10 protein-coding genes, 1 pseudogene and 1 riboswitch are annotated in these 19,605 nt (G+C 44.4%); of the genes and pseudogenes, 1 reads left to right on the top strand and 10 read right to left on the bottom strand.

All coding sequences use genetic code 11. The annotated features are described in order from the left end of the window. Positions 1-8 precede the first annotated feature (8 nt). From CKQ84_RS13010 to CKQ84_RS12970, 9 genes and pseudogenes are all read right to left on the bottom strand, one after another. The gene (locus tag CKQ84_RS13010; RefSeq protein ID WP_105251616.1) at positions 9-1,043 is read right to left on the bottom strand and encodes a DUF2235 domain-containing protein; all 1,035 of its coding nucleotides are present in this window, start codon (positions 1,041-1,043) and stop codon (positions 9-11) included. A gap of 207 nt (positions 1,044-1,250) precedes the next feature. Then, entirely contained in the window at positions 1,251-1,874 is a 624-nt protein-coding gene (gene cobO / locus CKQ84_RS13005) for a cob(I)yrinic acid a,c-diamide adenosyltransferase (protein ID WP_105251615.1), read from the bottom strand. Positions 1,875-1,918: 44 nt separating this feature from the next. Next, positions 1,919-3,561: pseudogene (locus tag CKQ84_RS13000) on the bottom strand (cobyric acid synthase). 75 nt (positions 3,562-3,636) lie between these two features. After that, positions 3,637-4,278: a bifunctional adenosylcobinamide kinase/adenosylcobinamide-phosphate guanylyltransferase gene (gene cobU, locus CKQ84_RS12995; protein ID WP_105251614.1), complete on the bottom strand. Its 642-nt coding sequence runs from the start codon at positions 4,276-4,278 to the stop codon at positions 3,637-3,639. Continuing rightward, positions 4,275-5,063, bottom strand: a complete 789-nt coding sequence (locus CKQ84_RS12990) for an adenosylcobinamide-GDP ribazoletransferase (protein ID WP_028759425.1) — start codon at positions 5,061-5,063, stop codon at positions 4,275-4,277. The genes cobU and CKQ84_RS12990 overlap by 4 nt, the downstream gene beginning before the upstream one ends. 106 nt (positions 5,064-5,169) lie before the next feature. Next, on the bottom strand, positions 5,170-6,252 hold the full coding sequence (gene cobT, locus CKQ84_RS12985) for a nicotinate-nucleotide--dimethylbenzimidazole phosphoribosyltransferase (RefSeq protein ID WP_105251613.1): 1,083 nt from the start codon (positions 6,250-6,252) through the stop codon (positions 5,170-5,172). A gap of 208 nt (positions 6,253-6,460) precedes the next feature. After that, the gene (locus tag CKQ84_RS12980; protein WP_105251612.1) at positions 6,461-7,591 is read right to left on the bottom strand and encodes an iron ABC transporter permease; all 1,131 of its coding nucleotides are present in this window, start codon (positions 7,589-7,591) and stop codon (positions 6,461-6,463) included. Next, the gene (locus tag CKQ84_RS12975) at positions 7,588-8,463 is read right to left on the bottom strand and encodes an ABC transporter ATP-binding protein (RefSeq protein ID WP_105251611.1); all 876 of its coding nucleotides are present in this window, start codon (positions 8,461-8,463) and stop codon (positions 7,588-7,590) included. Before CKQ84_RS12975 ends, CKQ84_RS12980 begins: the two co-directional genes overlap by 4 nt. A gap of 99 nt (positions 8,464-8,562) precedes the next feature. Next, a riboswitch (cobalamin riboswitch) is annotated at positions 8,563-8,756 on the bottom strand. Between the two features lie 221 nt (positions 8,757-8,977). Further along, the gene (locus CKQ84_RS12970) at positions 8,978-9,703 is read right to left on the bottom strand and encodes a histidine phosphatase family protein (protein WP_105251610.1); all 726 of its coding nucleotides are present in this window, start codon (positions 9,701-9,703) and stop codon (positions 8,978-8,980) included. A 269-nt stretch (positions 9,704-9,972) separates the two neighbouring features. Between CKQ84_RS12970 and metH the strand changes: the two genes are divergently transcribed. Beyond that, positions 9,973-13,707, top strand: coding sequence for a methionine synthase (gene metH / locus CKQ84_RS12965; RefSeq protein ID WP_105251609.1), 3,735 nt, complete (start codon positions 9,973-9,975; stop codon positions 13,705-13,707). Positions 13,708-14,109: 402 nt separating this feature from the next. Here metH and CKQ84_RS12955 read toward each other — a convergent pair whose 3' ends face one another. After that, positions 14,110-19,038 (bottom strand): NACHT domain-containing protein, encoded by a 4,929-nt coding sequence (locus tag CKQ84_RS12955; RefSeq protein ID WP_105251607.1) that lies wholly within the window; start codon positions 19,036-19,038, stop codon positions 14,110-14,112. Positions 19,039-19,605: the final 567 nt, after the last annotated feature.

The following is a 19,605-nucleotide window of genomic DNA, read 5'->3' as shown; positions in this document are numbered from 1 at the left end:
TTATAGAGTTAAACTAGCGGCTCTGGCCAGCCATAGTGTTCGATATAAGTTTGTAGATTCTTGGGGCGATACTGAGGATCTTGATCCCAGCGGTCCTTCACCGAATGATGTAAAAGTACTGGGACTTGCTCAGGATCGAGTGGTCGCAAATATTCCTGTTTTATCCGATAAAAACTGCGTCTCGAGTCATGTAAGGTCGCGAGCGGATTTGGATGTACACTCGCGGCTAAGTGTGGCTCTAGGCTTAAATTAAATTTCTGCGCCTCGGATATCATCCACAACAGTGCAATATCCGACAACAATGAACCGTCTTTATCGGGTTTATAACTGCCGCCAATATTGCTATGGGCGCCCGCAAACCACACTTGCTGCATGTCCATATTGTCACGCAGTTGCCAAATGGTCGGCTCAAAATCACTGCGATGTTCATCTATGGCTAACGCATGACGGGCAACGCGCACATTGCGGCCAATTTTAGTGTCGTAAAACTCGTCTTTATCTTCGAACAAGCCTAAAAATGAAATAGGGATCCCCATAGCACCCACGGTATCCCACACACCAACAAACTTGATTTCCCGAGATTCATGACTGTATCTCGCTCTAAATTCGAGGGATTTTTCACCATCAGGCGCAAAGGGCGCACTGCTTTTTTTATAGTGGTCGAAAGCTTGTTGAATCAACGCCGCATCGGGGCGTTTAAGTATGCCGCAGTTATTAATCAAACCACACAAGCAACGCACAGTGTAAGCACCGCGGCTAAAACCAAAGAGATAAATCTCATCGCCAGGGGAATAGTTTTGCACTATATAGCGATACCCATCCATGATGTTTTTATGTAAACCGCGCCCTGTCGCACCACCGATGGTTTGATCGTAATAGGAACCCACGCCCCAATCATAAAATACCTGCTGGGGTTTACCATCTGCCGCTATCGGGCTGATAGCACGCGCAAGGCGCAGCACATTGGTGGGGAAATCGACCTTAAGATCTTTCTCGGGTCGATTCCACGTGCCGTCGGCACAAATCACGATACGCTTATTCATAGGATCATCCTTGAGAACGCTTTGAACACTGAACGGCTAGAGGCTAACCCATAGTCGCTAACAACAAATTGTCGCTAGTTGCTAATAGGCAGTTACTCGTCCTCAAACTTAGCGCATTTTATTCCTGTGCTAAAGCCATTCGCGCGTCTTACTTAACATTGCAACCAACAATGCTGCGTCACTTATGCGCCGACATTTAAGGTTCAATTAGTAATCAAAACCTTGCTGTGCCTTGATACCCGCTTCGAATGCGTGTTTCAACGGCTGCACTTCGCTGACAGTATCGGCAAGTTCAATAATGGCGCGATGACAGGCCCGGCCCGTAATAATCACATGCTGCATGGGTAGACGATTCTTAAGTGCGCTAAGGACGCGTTCCACATCTAAATAGTGATAGCTCACCATATAGGTGAGTTCATCGAGCATCAGGCAATCTATGCTCTCATCTTGCAGCAGCTTTTCGGCGGCTTCCCAAGCGAGTACAGCGGCGGCGGTATCTTTTTCTTTATCTTGGGTTTCCCAGGTAAAACCTGTGCCCATTACATGAAACTCAACCCCTGCACCTTCGAGTAAATTACGCTCACCGCACTCCCAAGTGCCTTTGATAAATTGCACTACCGCGGCTTTTTTACCGTGACCGACGGCGCGGGCCACTGTGCCAAAACCTGAGGTCGATTTGCCTTTACCGTTACCGGTTAACACCAGCAGAATCCCCTTCTCCCCTTGGGCGGCGGCAATTTTAGCATCCACACCGGCTTTCACTTTCTGTTGGCGAGCCTTGTGGCGTTCGGCCTTGATTTGCGCTTGTTCGTTGTCGTTTTGTGCTGTCATGGTCTTCTCTTCACTCTGCTGCTAAAAATGTCTGCTTTTAAAACTTATGCTTCTAAAATTGGCTGTAATTTTTGCATGTCTAAATGCTCAGCTAACACATCGGCTAAACGATCGAGTTGCTGCTCACGTATTTGATTGATATCTATCGCCTTAGCATCGTTTAATCCCGCCCAGCGTAAAATCAACTGACACGCATCAGGGCTATCAAACAGCCCATGTAAATAAGTACCAAGGATTTGCCCGTCATCGCTTTGCAGGCCATCAGCAAAGCTCACAGATGTGGATTCAGGGATTAACTGCAAGGGCGCATTCGTTTGTTCAAGCCTAGGGATAAGATAGCTTGATTCACCGCAGTGGATTTCATAGCCCTTAACAGCAACCTTTTGCCCAAGTAACGTTAGCTCACCTCTCACTCGCCGTAACTGTTTTTCGGCTTTGAGTTCTGTGCTTAGCGGTAAATAACCAAGTCCTACGGTATCACCCGCACTGTCTTCAATACCTAAGGGATCGGCAATGCTTTGGCCTAGCATTTGATAGCCGCCGCAAATGCCGAGCACTTTGCCGCCGTAACGCAGGTGTGTGGCAATATCTTTATCCCAGCCTTGCTGGCGTAAAAAGGCCAAATCGGCGCGCACATTCTTACTGCCGGGCAAGATCAATACATCGGCGGCGGGCAAATGAGTCGCGTGATTTGCGGCTTGGGTTTGCAACGACACATAATCAAAATCAATATCGGGATGCAGCCGCAGCGGATCAAAATCCGTGTGATTACTGATCCTTGGGTACACTAATACCCGTACTTTTAAGCGGCTGTTAGCGCCTTTAGTCGGCGAGCTTATCAGCGCATCTTCGGCATCAAGATGTAAATCATGCAGATAAGGCAACACGCCTAAAACAGGCTTTTGAGTATAAGCTTCAAGCCAATCGAGGCCAGATTGCAACAGGCTAATATCACCACGGAAACGGTTGATCACAAAGCCCTTTACCCGCGCCTGTTCGGATTCTGATAACAAGGCCAAGGTCCCGACCAAATGGGCAAATACGCCACCCTTATCGATATCGGCAATGATAATAACAGGACAATCCACAGCTTCGGCAAATCCCATGTTGGCAATATCACCTTCACGCAGATTGATCTCCGCCGGACTCCCGCGCCTTCAACCACTATGGTTTGATACTGACCGCTTAATCGCTCGAAGGATTCCAGCACAGCGCCAAGCGCCATTGCCTTGTAATCCTTAGATTTAGGCCCAAAAAAGGCCGAGGCTTCGAGTGTCGTCAGGGCTTTGCCATGAACAATAATTTGCGCGCCCGTGTCCGAGCTTGGTTTAAGCAGAATGGGATTAAAATCGGTATGGGGCTCAAGATAACAGGCCACGGCTTGCAAGGCCTGTGCGCGGCCAATCTCGCCGCCATCAATAGTGACAGCGCTATTGAGCGCCATATTTTGCGGCTTAAAGGGCGCAACCTTAATCCCCTGACGAGCGAGCAAACGACAAATGCCTGCGACTAAGGTGCTCTTGCCCGCATCGGATGTTGTGCCCTGCACCATCAAGACTTTTGCGCGACGAGGTGAATTAACAGCAGGCGTATTCACCACAAGATTAGCTGCAGAATGAATAGCTAAAGCGTCAGCGGTATCGAGTGCATTAGCACAGGCTGTGTTGTCTGTGTTTGGAGAGGACATAGGTTTAAAAGGCTTATTCTAGTTTGCAGGGATAAAGATAAAAGCTCAGTCTCAACATCACTTAACTTAGTTAGATTAAAGTGGTTTTAGTGCTAAGGGTAAACCAGCGACCACTAAGGTGACATTGTCCGCTAAGTTCGCCACAGCTTGATTCAACCAGCCCGCTTCATCGACAAATTGTCGGCTCAACTCACCTAAGGGCACTATGCCAGAACCGACTTCGTTACTGATCAAAATCACCACTCCCTCGAGCTCGACGAGGGAATCCACAAAAGCGGTTTTCTCGGCCTGCCAACTCGCATGAGCTTTATCGTCAGAGGTTGAAGTGGCAGAGGTTGAAACGGCAAAGGTGGAAGTGGCAAAGTCAGTCGCATTCCACTCAGTCGGCGCGGGTTCATCATCGATGTTAACGTTCGATGCAAGTAATTGATTAGTTAACCAAAGAGTTAAACAGTCTACTAAAATCACTCGCCCAGGTTTTGCTAACTGTTTTAACAGTGCAGTGAGGGCGAGCGACTCTTCAAACAATTGCCATTCGATACCATCGTCCGATCGTCCCGCTTGATGCTTGGCGATACGTGTCGCCATTTCATCATCTAGCGCCTGCGCCGTCGCCACATAGCAAGCATCGAAGCCGAGCGCAGTGTACTGACGCACTAAGGCTTCGCCGTAGCGACTCTTACCGCTACGGGCGCCGCCTAGGACGAGGTGGATCACAGTATGTTACCCACAACGAGCAATACAAAATAACACACGATTTCAGATATTTGCTGCGCCGCGCCTAAGGTATCACCCGTGTAACCGCCAATCTGGCGTCTAAAAATCACTATGATCAAACGGCGCAGTCCTATCATCACCAATAGCAATGACAATGCCGCTAACCCCTTGAGGAATAGCAGCACTAATACGCCGCTGGCGATCAGGATAAGCAGCTCATTAATGCCTTGATGTTGCGATAGCGGCTTAGACTTACTGGTCTCGTCATCGCGGACATATTTTTCACTAAAGATGATACTGGCTGATACCACACGGCTCACAGTATGCGCGACGATAAGTGCAGAACCCGCCACGACAGGATCGTACAAGGCCAACTCGACTAACAACTGCCATTTCAGCAGCAGGGCCAACATCAGTGCCAGTGCGCCATAACTGCCAAGGCGCGAGTCTTTCATGATCCGCAGCTTGTCTTCAGCCGTCCAACCCCCGCCAAAACCGTCGAAGGTATCGGCGAGGCCATCCTCATGGAATCCGCCCGTGAGCAAGACGCCAACCAACATAGCTAAAAGAACAGAAACGCCAGCGGGGAGCCAGTTCTGCGTCAGCCAAAACACTATGGCGCTTAACAAGCCGACCAGAAGACCGACGAGACCGAAATAACGGCTGGCCTTATTCAACTTATCGCTATCGACTTCGACCCACTTAGGCATAGGAATGCGGGTAAAATAGCCCATGGCAACTAAAAATAAATCTATCTCTTTGTGCCAGCTTTCGCGTTCTGACATAAAGCATCCTTAGTGAATTCACACTTGCTGCAAGGTTTAAAATTAAAACGGTTGGCTAAAAGGCTATTATTTTAAATAAGTAAAATAAGCGACTTAGCAGAGCACATCATACAACAGCCTCAATCCCCGCATCACTAAAACTCGCCATTTGATTGTAAAAATTTACTGAGGCTTGAATAAGCGGCAATGCCAAGGCCGCCCCCGTACCTTCGCCTAATCTCAGCCCTAGGGATAATAAAGGTTTAGCCTGCAAAAATTCTAACATTCGCAGATGACCTTGCTCATCGGATTGATGGGCAAAAATCAAATAATCACGCACATTAGGGGCGATTTGCACCGCGACTAATGCCGCCGCTGTCGCGATAAAACCGTCCACGACCACCAGCATTTTACGTTCGGCGGCGGCTAACATAGCCCCCGTCATCTGCACAATTTCAAAACCTCCTAGGCAAGCTAACACTGACTTAGGCCCAGTTAAGGCGCTTTGATGCAGCAATAACGCGAGCTCAATCAGCATCAATTTACGTTCTAAGGTTTCACTATTAATGCCAGTACCACGGCCGACACAATCAATAACATCCAGCTGCATAATCGCCGCCATAATGGCCGCAGCAGAGGAGGTATTGCCTATGCCCATTTCACCAAAGGCGACTAAGTTACAACCCGCTTGATGGTGACGTTCAATCAAATCGCGCGCCATAGCAAAGCCTTTATCGACGGTTTCAAGCGCCATTGCGGGCTCTAAATGGATTGCACCCGTTCCAGCACCAAGACGTTGATCAATAATGCCTTCAACCCCTTCAACTGGCGTTAAAATACCGCAATCGATCACTTCGAGCTTAAAGCCCACCTGCCGACAAAAAACGTTAATCGCCGCGCCGCCATGGGCAAAGTTTTGCACCATTTGGTGAGTCACTTCGCTAGGGGCAATCGACACGCCTTCTGCGGCAATGCCATGATCCCCCGCAAACACTAACATGGTTGGATGGACTATTTTGAGCACATCCGTTTGTGGCTGCTCCGTTTGTTGCAAATCAGTCGCTTGCACGCGGGCAATCTGCAAGGCTAAGGATTCGAGCTGACCTAAAGCGCCGGGCGGCTTAGTCTTAAGATCAATTTTCTGCAGAATCACCAGATCCTGCGCTTTACTCACAGGGCTTATTTGAAAAGACACGGCTGACTGAGACATCCACACTCCACTTTGTAATCTACATTAAATAACCACAACGCATCCCGCGTCTATGACGAACATGTCCAATTGTGCATTTCCAATCGCGGGTGGGATATCAACAGAAATACTGATTATCCCGTCAGTTTGCACTTACGACATGACTCTAGGATGACGACTTAACTCTGGGTTTACGTCCTGACTAGGTGCCTACGGCATGACCTTGTATTTACGGCATGACTCTACGCTTACGCAAAATAAGCAAAAAGAACATGCTACCTATGGCGGCCGTGATAATGCCCACGGGCAACTCTTGATTACCCAATAAACAGCGCGCTAATACATCAATCCACACCATAAATAATCCGCCCACCAGCGCCGTTAATAAAATCGGCTGACGACCGGGAAACAGCATGCGTACTGTATGGGGGATCATTAACCCGACAAAACCGATACCGCCGCAGGTAGCCACCAAAATAGCGGTAATCAAGGAGCAGAGCAGCAGCATATTGAGCCGCAGCTTAGGCACATTCACCCCTAAGGTATGCGCCGTTTCATCCCCCGCCTGCAACGCCATGATCTGCCGTTTCATGCCTAAAATAATGAATAAACTCGCACCAATCACCAGTGTCGGCAGTACTAACAAGGACCAACTGGCCTTTGCAAAACTGCCTAAACTCCAAAACAGCACAGAGGCTGTCGCCTGCGGACTGGCGAAATACAGCAGCAGACTCGTTAATGCGCCGAACATAAAGGAGGTCGCCACACCAGAGAGCAACATGCGCTCCACTTGGCTATTAAGCCCTAAGCCTGACAAAGCAAGCACTATCAGCACCGACAAACTCGCGCCAATAAAAGCGCCCAAGGGCAAGCTAAACCAAAGTAATCCAGACAAGGCACCCGAACCGCTAAAAAGCCCAGAATGTGCCGCCATGCCTGCATTATCAAAAAATCCAGAGCCAGTGAATAAGGTCAACATCACCACAGCGCCAAAGGACGCGCCAGAGCTAATACCAAACAAATAGGGATCGGCGAGCGGATTGCGAGTCACGGTTTGCAACACACTGCCCGCCAGAGACAAACCCGCACCCGCCACAAAAGCCAGTAAAATGCGCGGTAGCCTGAGCTCCATCACAATGCGCTCAGTCATGCCATTGGCTTGAGTGAGGTTCGTCGCCTTATTGATAAATACTTGAATAACATCCGTAAAACTGATGTTCGCCGCACCAAAACTCGTCGCAGCAATAGGCGTTATCAAAGTGATGATACCTAATACGAGCAGCATCAGTTGTTGTCTCGTCAACGGTGTCACGATACGCCCCAAATATGAGATGAAATATTGTTTACTCCCCTGAGTCATCCACCCTCGCCTCGCTCGTTCAGGCCATGCTCTACATGGTGGTAACCATAAAAATAGCTGATTAAGGGCTTTTTATGTTGTGGATGGGGCGATACCTGAGCACACACGCCAAACACATCGCCAATTCGCGCCTCGGTTAAGACTTCGGTTGGCGTCCCCATAGCGCTGACTTCCCCGTTATGGATCAACAACAAACTGTCGCACAGGGCACTGGCTAAATTAAGATCATGAATAGAGGCAATCACGCTAATCCCAAGACTACGCACCAATTCGAGGATTTGAATTTGATAGCGCACATCGAGGTGGTTCGTTGGCTCATCGAGGATTAAAAGCTGCGGCTGCTGCACTATGGCGCGGGCAATCAAGGCGCGTTGCTTTTCACCGCCAGATAAGTGCTCATATTGTTGGTGCATCTTATGGCTCAAACCGACTTTCTCTAAAGCCTTAGCAATACGCTCAGTATCACAGCTCGAATTGGTATCGAACATGCCCTTGTGGGGCGTTAAGCCCATGCTGACCAATTGCTCTGTGGTGAGGTCAAAATAGTGTGGTGTATCCTGCTGCACTACGGCGACGCGACAGGCAAACGCCTTGGGCGACAAGCGCTCAATATCTTGATCAAAAAGGGTAATTTTGCCCTGAGTCGGGCGAACAAACCGATACAAACAGCGCAACAAGCTAGACTTGCCCGCACCGTTAGGGCCAATCAGCCCCAGCATCTGCCCCGTTGGCAGCGTAAAGTTAATATCGGAAAGTATGGTTTTGCCATCGATACACCAGCTCAACTGGCTCACATTGAGCGCGACTGACGGGCTCAATGACGGGTTAGTGTCATTCACGGGGCTGTTAGTTTGGATTGCGGAAAGTTTCACCTAAGCGGCGCTCCTATCGAGTCCAAACCTGTATAAAAAAAGGTTGTGCACATTGTCATCTGCTCCCTCGAGTCACCCGCTCGAGAACTAAGGCTGCACGCAGCGATAACAGAAATAGGCAGGTCTCCTGACTCGTAGAAAAGAAGGAGCTAGGCTCTAGAATCTAGGTGCTTCTTTAAACTACTCACAGTTGCGGGCACAGTTCGGGCTGACTGACGAGCAGCTCCCCGATTCCCTATTATGTTTGGGTTGATATGCTCTTTGTTAACAACGCCACTGTGAATAAAAACAACGGAGCGATTCGAACAAAGAGAGTCTATTCCCAACACCTATTTCTGCGACGTTATCACTCATTGCGCATGTAATACGCTATCTCGTTCAAACGTCAGGGAAAAGCATTATCCTACATCTATCCCATTAGGCAATGCTGTTTAAATCAGAATATTTTCATGTCAGCTTATTCTCGCCAAACGATCACGCCTACACCATAGCGCCGAGATAGTGAAATAAGGCCTCAACACCTGCGCCCACTCGGCCAATCTAAACGCCAATAGCAGGCACCCTGTTCATCTTGCAGCACATTAATAGTCACCACGGCCGCCACGGGTAAATCGAGTTGACTATAAAACCCCACCGCCCGTTCAACCCCTAGGGCACGCGCTATTAAGTGACGGATCACCCCGCCGTGGGTCACGACCCACACTTGAGTGGCTGGCATATTGTCAGTGGTTTCATTAACGGCACTGTTTTCATTACCAATTTTATGTGAGTCAAGGGTCAATCGTTCAAACTCGGCGGCGAGTATCTGGTCAATCGTCCCATTCACCCGCAACTCAAAACTTGCCATAGTTTCACCATTGGGCGGCGGAGTTTGCCAAGGGTCTTGCCAATACGCCGCTAAACGTTCGCCCTCTTGTTGATACAGTTCATCGAGCCGACAACCGTCCCAATCACCAAAATCAATTTCCTGTAAACCCGACAAACACTGCGCCTGCAATGGCCTTGACTCAGATATCAGTGCCGCCGTCGAATGCAACTCGGCGGCAAAAGCGTGGGCAAAATCGGCGCAGCGGCGTGAAGTCGAGCTATAAATCGCGCTACACACGCTGGCCTGTGACTCAACTGCTGCCGACATTTGTTGCCAACCCTTTTTGCTTAAAGGCACATCCACACGACCCCGCAAAATAGCGCCGCCTTCACACTCACCGTGGCGCAACAATAACAATCGAACTTGTTTCATATATGCCTTTTTAGTTAGGGACTAGATGCTAGGAACTCAAACCGAGGGCCTAAATTCTAGATTCTCGATTCTCGCTCCTAATGCCTTTGACTTTCATCTTGCCCTGACAATCATAAGTCGCGTATTATGGACGTCTATACGTTTAAATGTCCAAAACAAATTTTTAAGAACAAGTATTCAAAAAATGTCGGCTGACGACAATAAAATGCACTTAGCATAACAATGGCCGATTTTTGGACTTAACTTAGCTGTATTTAAGGTAATTATTTATGACGATACCCTCAACCAAAGCCAGCCAAATATTAGCAGACATTCGCAAACAGCTTGCAGAGCGCATTCTGATCTTAGACGGTGCCATGGGCACTATGATCCAAGGCTACAAGCTGGAAGAAGAGGACTATCGCGGCGAACGCTTTAAAGATTGGCACACTGACGTCAAAGGCAACAACGACCTATTGGTCTTGTCACAACCCCACATCATCAAACAAATTCACACCGACTACTTAAACGCCGGTGCCGACATCATTGAAACCAACACCTTTAACGCCACCACCATCGCCATGGCCGACTACGACATGCAGTCGCTGTCCGCCGAAATTAACTTAGTCGGCGCGCGCCTCGCCCGTGAAGCCTGTGATGCAGCCTTTGCTGCCACAGGCATTCCACGCTACGTCGCCGGTGTGTTAGGCCCCACTAACCGTACGTGTTCGATTAGCCCTGATGTGAACGACCCAGGCTACCGCAACGTCAGCTTCGATGAGTTAGTGACTGCTTACAAAGAATCCACTAAGGCGCTGATTGAAGGCGGCGCGGATATCATTATGGTCGAGACCATATTCGATACCTTAAACGCCAAGGCTGCGCTGTTTGCGATTGAATCCGTATTCGATGACTTATTCGGTCAGCATTCTAAAGACAGATTGCCGATCATGATTTCGGGCACCATTACCGATGCCTCTGGCCGCACACTGACTGGCCAAACGACCGAAGCCTTTTACAATTCCCTTCGCCATATCAAGCCCTTATCTATCGGTCTTAACTGTGCACTTGGGCCAAAAGAATTACGCCCCTATGTGGAAGAATTATCCCGCATCAGTGAGTGTTATGTGTCGGCGCATCCGAATGCAGGCCTGCCGAACGAGTTTGGCGGTTACGATGAAACCCCAGAAGACATGGCGAACGTGATCGAAGATTGGGCGCGCGAAGGCATGCTTAATATTATCGGGGGTTGTTGTGGTAGTACGCCTGAACATATCCGCGTGATCCGCGAAGCGGTGAGCCGTCACGATCCACGTATTTTGCCGGACATTCCGGTCGCTTGCCGCTTGGCAGGTTTGGAACCACTGACTATCGACGCCCAATCCCTGTTCGTTAACGTGGGTGAGCGCACCAACGTTACAGGCTCGGCCAAGTTTTTAAAGTTGATCAAAGAAGGCAAGTTTGAGCAAGCGCTCGATGTCGCCCGCGAGCAGGTCGAAAGCGGCGCGCAAATCATCGACATCAACATGGACGAAGGCATGCTCGATGGCGCCGAGATCATGCACAAGTTTTTAAACTTGATAGCCTCTGAGCCCGACATCAGCCGCGTACCTATTATGATCGACTCCTCTAAATGGGAAGTGATCGAAGCTGGCCTCAAATGTATTCAAGGCAAGGGCATAGTTAACTCTATTTCCCTCAAAGAAGGCGAAGCCAAGTTTATTGAGCAAGCCACCTTAGTGAAACGCTACGGTGCGGCGGCCATTATCATGGCGTTCGACGAGCAAGGTCAGGCCGACACTAAAGCGCGTAAAATCGAAATCTGTACCCGCGCCTATCGGGTGTTGGTCGATAAGGTCGGCTTTCCGCCCGAAGACATCATCTTCGACCCGAATATTTTCGCCATCGCCACAGGTATCGATGAACACGACAACTATGCCGTCGATTTTATTGATGCCATTAAAGCGATTAAAACCACCCTGCCCCACGCAATGATTTCGGGCGGCGTATCGAACGTGTCGTTCTCATTCCGCGGTAACAACCCAGTGCGCGAAGCGATTCACGCGGTATTCCTGTACCACGCCATCAAAGTCGGCATGGACATGGGCATTGTCAACGCGGGCCAATTAGCCATTTACGACGATATCGATCCTGAACTTAAAGTGCGGGTCGAAAACGTGGTGCTTAACTTGCCCTGCCCAATTGAAGGCTCAAGCAATACCGAGCAGTTACTTGAAATCGCAGAGAAATTCCGCGGTGATGGCGCGCAGGTCGGTAAGAAAGAAGATTTAGAATGGCGCAGCTGGCCGGTGAGCCAACGCTTGTCCCATGCGCTCGTCAAAGGCATTACCGAATTTATTGATGAAGATACCGAAGCCGCTCGCCAAGAAGCGAAACGTCCGCTGGATGTGATTGAAGGCGCCTTGATGGACGGCATGAACGTGGTCGGCGACTTGTTCGGCTCGGGCAAAATGTTCCTGCCGCAGGTGGTGAAATCGGCGCGGGTGATGAAAAAAGCCGTGGCTTACTTAAACCCCTATATCGAGCTTGAAAAGGTCGAAGGCCAATCTAATGGCAAGATTTTGATGGTGACGGTAAAAGGCGACGTGCACGATATCGGCAAAAATATCGTCGGCGTAGTGCTCGCCTGTAACGGTTTTGAGGTATTCGATTTAGGTGTGATGGTGTCGGTGGAGCGAATTCTCGACGCCGTGAAAGAACACAATATCGATATCATCGGCATGTCGGGGCTCATCACGCCGAGTCTGGACGAGATGGTGCATAACGTGAAAACCTTCCACCGTGAAGGCTTAACCATTCCGGCGATCATCGGCGGCGCCACTTGCTCTAAAATCCACACAGCGGTGAAAATTGCGCCCCATTATCCCCATGGCGCTATCTATATCGCCGATGCGTCCCGCGCCGTGCCTATGGTGAGTAAGCTCATCAACAACGAGACACGCCAAGCGACCATAGACGAAACCTATGCTGAATACGACGACATGCGCACTAAACGTTTATCCCAAGCCAAGCGCAAAGAAATTGTGTCACTCGAAGCGGCCCGTGAAAACCGCTGCCAACACGATTGGGCCAACTACACCCCGTTTACGCCAAACGTGCTCGGTCGCCAAGTATTTGATAATTATCCGTTAGAAGATTTAGTCGAACGTATCGACTGGACACCGTTTTTCCGCTCTTGGGAACTGCACGGCCATTACCCTGAAATCCTCACCGATAAAGTGGTCGGTGAAGAAGCGCAAAAGCTGTTCGCCGATGGTCAGGCCATGCTCAAACAAATCATCGAAGAAAAATGGCTCACGGCAAAAGCGGTTATCGGCTTATTCCCAGCCAATACCGTCAATTACGACGACATTGAGCTGTACACCGATGAGTCGCGCACCACTGTTGAAATGACCACACATCACCTGCGGATGCAGCTTGAACGTGTCGGTAACGACAACTTCTGTCTATCTGACTTTGTTGCGCCAAAAGACTCAGGCGTCGCCGATTACATGGGCGGCTTTGCGGTGACCACAGGCCACGGCATAGACGAACATGTGGCGCGTTTTGAAGCCAACCATGACGACTATAACGCCATCATGCTCAAATGCTTAGCCGACCGTTTGGCCGAAGCCTTTGCCGAACGGATGCACGAACGGGTACGTAAAGAGTTTTGGGGTTATGCGGCCGACGAGCAGTTAAGTAACGAAGCCTTAATCCGCGAGAAATACAAAGGCATACGCCCCGCACCGGGTTACCCAGCTTGCCCAGACCACACAGAAAAAGGCTTGTTATGGGACTTGCTCAAGCCCGATGAAACCATCGACTTGAACATCACCGAAAGCTACGCCATGTTCCCCACAGCGGCAGTATCGGGCTGGTATTTCGCCCACCCGAAATCCCGCTACTTTGGCGTGAGTAACATAGGCCGCGATCAAGTGGAAGATTATGCGAAGCGTAAAGGGATGACTGTAGCTGAGACGGAGAAGTGGCTGGCGCCAGTGTTGGATTATGATCCAGAGTAGGGAGTGATCCTGAGTAATTAGGATCGGACTTACGCTAACGCGGTTTGAAAAGCTGATTCAAACTTCGTTTGAAATTTTAAATCAAAATCAAAGTCGTGGAATTCCATTCCACACCAGGGCAAGAAGGGGATCAACAGCAATCCCCCTCTTGCATCTCCCCTTGCCGCCCCTAGCGAAGTTACATGCATTAGTTTCCGGTCTCATACTCCAATAAAAATCGCCTAACGGCTCAGATGGCACATCCATGTGCCCCCGAGCCTGCGCCATCATCCATGATGTCGCCACGGCATTTTTATCTGCGTATTTCGACAACTTCGCAGGGGATCGGTGAACGTCTGTGGCATTAGAATTAACTTTTCGCATTGAAAGAGTTAGACATATCCTAGCTATTGGTAAATAACATTAAAAAATCATCGCGGATTTGTATATAACTCGCTCGCCCTTACTTTCCTTTAATGTCTTTCGAACAATAGAATTAAGTTTTTGTGAAACATTTAGAGATTCTGAACTTGAAAGGATGTTTATTCCACTAATTTTATTACCAATCCCATTAATTGAAGTACCGAGCTTAATTCCATTAGCCCCAAGCTCATCTAACCACCAACGATCATGAATCATAGGTTTAGGATCAATTTTTGTTCCACAAAATATAAACTCAATCCTAGGGTTACTATCAGGACAGATATTATCCTTCCAATAACACTCCAAATATTCATCTAAATCATCAAAATTACCACACATCGACATTTGCTTAACCAAATTATTGTAACTATCAACGCTTGAAATTATTTTAAAATCAACAGAATAGTCTCTATCAAAAGCATCAGAAATAAACACTAAATCATCAACACAGAAATAAGGCTCAGAAATAATCACGCTTGCAATATCTTTATTTGAAGCCCATCCTCTGATAAATGATATAGAGCGTCTAATTTCATCATCTCCAGTATCCAAAACAATAGAGTCCGTCTCATTAGCATTAACAACTTGATATATTTCGGATATTTTATATATATCACAAAATTCATTTGCATTTGACTTTAATGACTTAAAAATAGGTTGAAGACAATCATTTGACTGTTCAACAGTTTTAAAACTATCACCATAGGCTTGAAGGAAAAAGCTAAGTATTGTATGAGCATTTTCAGACGACACATATTCAAGATTTTGTATAAACTTAAAAAGCTGAGATACTTTTCTTTTCTCAGATTTATTGGCATTCATTTTTGCCAATTGATTTTTACAAAACTTAGCATACTCACCTTGTTCGACTTCATTTAAATTCTTTGACCCATATTCATTAAAGTCATCAAGAATTTTTTCCTTACACTTCTTATCTTCAATATTACTTTCTATTAGTTTCCTACGATAAGGATCACTATCAGTTAACGAAGATAATGTACTAGACAGTTTTTCATCCAATTCATAACATGCATCAATTAAATCTTTTCTCTTCTCCGCAAACTCAGAAGAGTTATCTTCAATAGTTAATAACAAAGCATCATTCAATGCATCTCTTACAGTTTTTCTGCAAATACCCTTACAAGTAGAATATATGTGCTCTATCAAGTCAATTTTCTCAATAGAAACATTTACCAATGAGGTACTATGAATTAAATTCTCTAAAGATTCCTTCCTATCTGTAAGATTGAGGCTAGATGATAACTCTAATATGTAAGCTCGCGTGTAAATACTATCTGCTAAATTAGGGATATTATCTGCTTCTTCATTTAACATTTTCCATGCGGCAGCATTTTTTTCATTTTTCAAATGTAAGAGCAGAGCACGGGAACAGATCGCATAACCTTTGTGATTAATACAATCAACCAAAGGAAATTTATTTATTATATCTTCATATAACCCCAGAATTGCCAACCTTTGAGTTTCAGTGAACTTCTTCTGCTTAAACAACTGCTTTAGTGAATACGTCAACCTTTTAAGATGTGAAACGATTAACCAATCCTGAGTCATTTTTAGTAATAAGTTAACTGTATTCCTTACATCTTGAAATGTTAAATCATAACTATTCTTGTCTGAATAGTAATATGGTTCCCAAAGCATTATTTTTTCAAAGAAATATGAAACAGTTGAACTAAGTACGTCATTATACAAACCAAAATCACTAACTCTACCTAAATATTCAAAAAACTGCTCTTTATCATATTTATAAATACATGGAGCAATACTATAAAACACCAACCCAAACTCTTTACTATAGTTAGGATCAAAACTATCTAACATATCAATTACGGATTTATTTATAAAATAAGAAGCCTGACTTTCAAATCCATTAATTTGCAAAGATGATATCAACTTAGAAAAAAGTCTAGATTTTTCAATATCCCCACTTAATACTGAAACCAACTGAATTACACTTGTAACATTTTCCTCTCTATAATTACCAGCTTTTAGTAATGAATTATTAACCCTAATAATTAACTCTAGACATCTAACATATGAGTTTTTAATTTCATACGCATCAATCTCAGATTTTTTTCTTATATCAATAACTTTCTCTCGAATTTCCTTTGATAAAATAACATCTGAAATTGCTAAAATCTTAGATACTTTAAAGCCAATGTTTATCTTATTCCAATCGCCATCAACCTTAGAGAAGTAATCTAATAACTCAGAAGATAAATTATTTTCTAAGTTATTAATTTTTAAATTTGATTTTTTATAAACGCATAATAAATATGAAATATATATTAGTCTATCAGCACTACTATGAAATCTGTTTTTTAACTTTCTTAATCGCTGAAATTTCACGTCACTCAATTCATTAACTAATTTGGAACTTTCATGCACAGCTTCAATTAAAGAATAAGCAGCCCTAGCAAACTCTACAAAGTTTTTTATATTAATAATGAAATCACACACAGCGACAACATCTATATTATCACAGTTATTAATATGACTAATAACAGCTTTAGATATTGCTTTATCTCGACGATCCTGAGTATTTAACTTATTACAAATTGATATGGCTGACTTAATATTTATTTTTGCTTCTTCCTCAATTGAATCTTTAAGAGAATTATAATGCTGTGCGGATTCAAACAAGATCTTATCAAACAAAACATTTTTATGCTTTATCAATTCACCCCAATATCTCTTATAATCGAAAAAATTCCATGCAGATTGTATTGCCATAACACACTTAAGATTTAAAACATAATCACTGACATTATTTTTTACATAGTTAAATATACTTTTATACTTAGTGTCATCTCTTTTTGTTATAAACTCAAACGACGCAATATTAATCATCATTTTAACATAGTCAACTGTTGGTCCAATATCCTTAAGCCTTGGTGTCTGTTGTAATATTTTATTGCATACATCTGAAGCCATAAAGTTTTCTTTATGTAGATGTAAACATGATGACAAAACTTTATATGTAGTACTATTCGATGAGTACTCTGGAGTCTCAAGTATTAAATTAAGACAATCCATAACTATAGAAACGATTTCTTTATGCTGAGGAAACACCTTAACAGTCTCAATCATCAACGATATTTTGTCACCATTACTTAACGAAAGTGATTTAATTTCCACAAAAAATTTATCAACACTTAGATCACCCTTTAGATCTTGTATACTCTTTATCGAGCTTTTGAACTGCTCATCAATATCCATCTCATCCAAATCAAACCCCTGAAGCTCTTCATTATTTTTAAGAACGGCTTCAAAATAGAACCTTGCATAAGCATAATCTGACTTATTCTCACCATACGCACCTTTTTTATCTACAAAAGAAATTATTTCAAATGATAACTTAGGAAATATAGAGAAAATCGCCACAGAGATATCAATTGATGTCTTAATATCCATATGTTCCAAGTCAAGATTAGAATAAAGATACTCAACCTTTGATAATAAACTTGGGTCAACTATTAAATTTGATTTTTTTTGAGCACTTGCTATCATCGCTAATAGCTGTATTTTCTCCTCATCTAAAACAGCCTCATCAGCTAATGACATCGCAGAAACAAAATCTTCATCAGAGATATAGAGTTCAATTTCACTTTTAAGAACAGTTATTTCAGAGACTCCATTAATCAATGATAACAAGTGACTAAATTTAATTTTTTCCGCTATATATTTTCTGTCATTCGTGGACTTCGCCGCTAAATTCAAAATCTTAGATAATGTGTATAAATTTTTCTTCTCTTTATAAACCTCAACTAAAGCACCATCTGCCAACTCTGATATTACTCCCTCATAGTCACTTTCAGTAAATTTATATTCAACAATAGTGAGAATATTATCTGCTGTTCTAGACCTTCTTGCGACAAGCAACCCTAACTCAAGCTTTATAATATTTTTATCTTTTAAGAGCTTTTCAGTTAAATATCTTTTAAATCCTACATTGGCAAATGTCACGACTGAATCATTTACTTTCAAAAATGAAAAGTCAGACAATAAAGAATTTATTGAAATACAATCTAATGATAATACACTATGAAGTTCATCTAAAGTAGCGGAGAATGGACAAAATACAAGGAGACTTATTAGAGTTAAATTTTCGGAAATCCTATTTTCATTCAATCTCCACTCTGCATCTAATATCGAGTTGTTATACTCACCATAACCATTAAGCAAATCATTTACTGAATGTCCTTTATTGATAATTCTACGAATAGACGAAATTTTTTCTGGCAGCGGTTCATATACTGAAATAATCGATTCAACATCTTCAATTGTTACTGTATCACCCAGTAAAACTTTACACTCTACATTAGTCATTAGCGGGACAGAAAAATGAGCTATAGCCTCCTTTCTTTTGGTGAACCTATCTAGAACCATCTGACTATTTGAACTAATTATAAACTTAACGCCAGGCAAGTGAAATGGAATCAATCCAAGTATATTTTCGACATAAGACTTATCTTGTATATCATCAAGACCATCAATAATCATAACCACTCTTTGCTCACTTTTTTTTGTATACTGAGCAAGCATTGATATATATTGAACATAATGATCTGAACGTTGATTAAGATCAACTTTATCTATTGATGTTTTATCTTGCACTAACCAAGATATTTGTTCTGATATATCATTCTTTATAAATGAATCTGACATACCTAAATTACTAACAGGGTCGATGAATAGTGCAATTACGTTACGCCCTAGTTCATAAGCGAGCTGTTTCAATAAAATACTTTTACCTATACCACTTTCGCCATTAACAAAGATATAGGAGTTTTCTTTGTCAGTAATATATTTAAGATTCTTTAATGACTCGTCTCGATTAACTTCAAAATCAACAAATGGTAATTGATATGAACTATGTTTAAAAGGATAGTCTAGTTTACTATTTACCATAATAATCTCTTTAACTGTTAATTTTGAAATATATTAATTTTTTTAGTTTATAAAATTCAACTTTATGACGAATAGAATTGGTCATGTTCTATATTCAATTCATAAACACAAATACTAAAGACTACACCAATACCCTGCGAAGTTGCCGACGAGCATTGAAGAAAATCACGTGAGCGAGGCATGGATGCCGAGCTAGCTTTCGGGGTACAGGATGTACCATCGGAAGCGTTAGTGATTTTCGAATAAGCGCTAGGCCAGTAACTAATGCATGTAACTTCGCTAGGGGCGTCTTGGAGCATCCAAGGAGGATAGGACGAGCAGTCCTCCTTGGTCGGGTGTGGGTTGAAGACCCACGACCTTGATTCACCTCGGCCGCTAGGCCGCAAAATTACTAGTTAACTAATTTGTGAACCGACAAAGCTTCCCCATTGCTACCGCACTTCGCCAACATCCGTCAGCCAAGCCATCAATCAAAACAAGGTCGCACCAGCTCAAAACGTCCACTGCTGAACATTGAGTACAATGCCAATAAGCACTATGGCAACAAGCATAAGTGCCAAAGCATAT

The organism is Shewanella sp. WE21 (genome assembly GCF_002966515.1).
Lineage (GTDB): Bacteria > Pseudomonadota > Gammaproteobacteria > Enterobacterales > Shewanellaceae > Shewanella > Shewanella oncorhynchi.
This window is presented reverse-complemented; position numbering and strand designations above follow the sequence as displayed.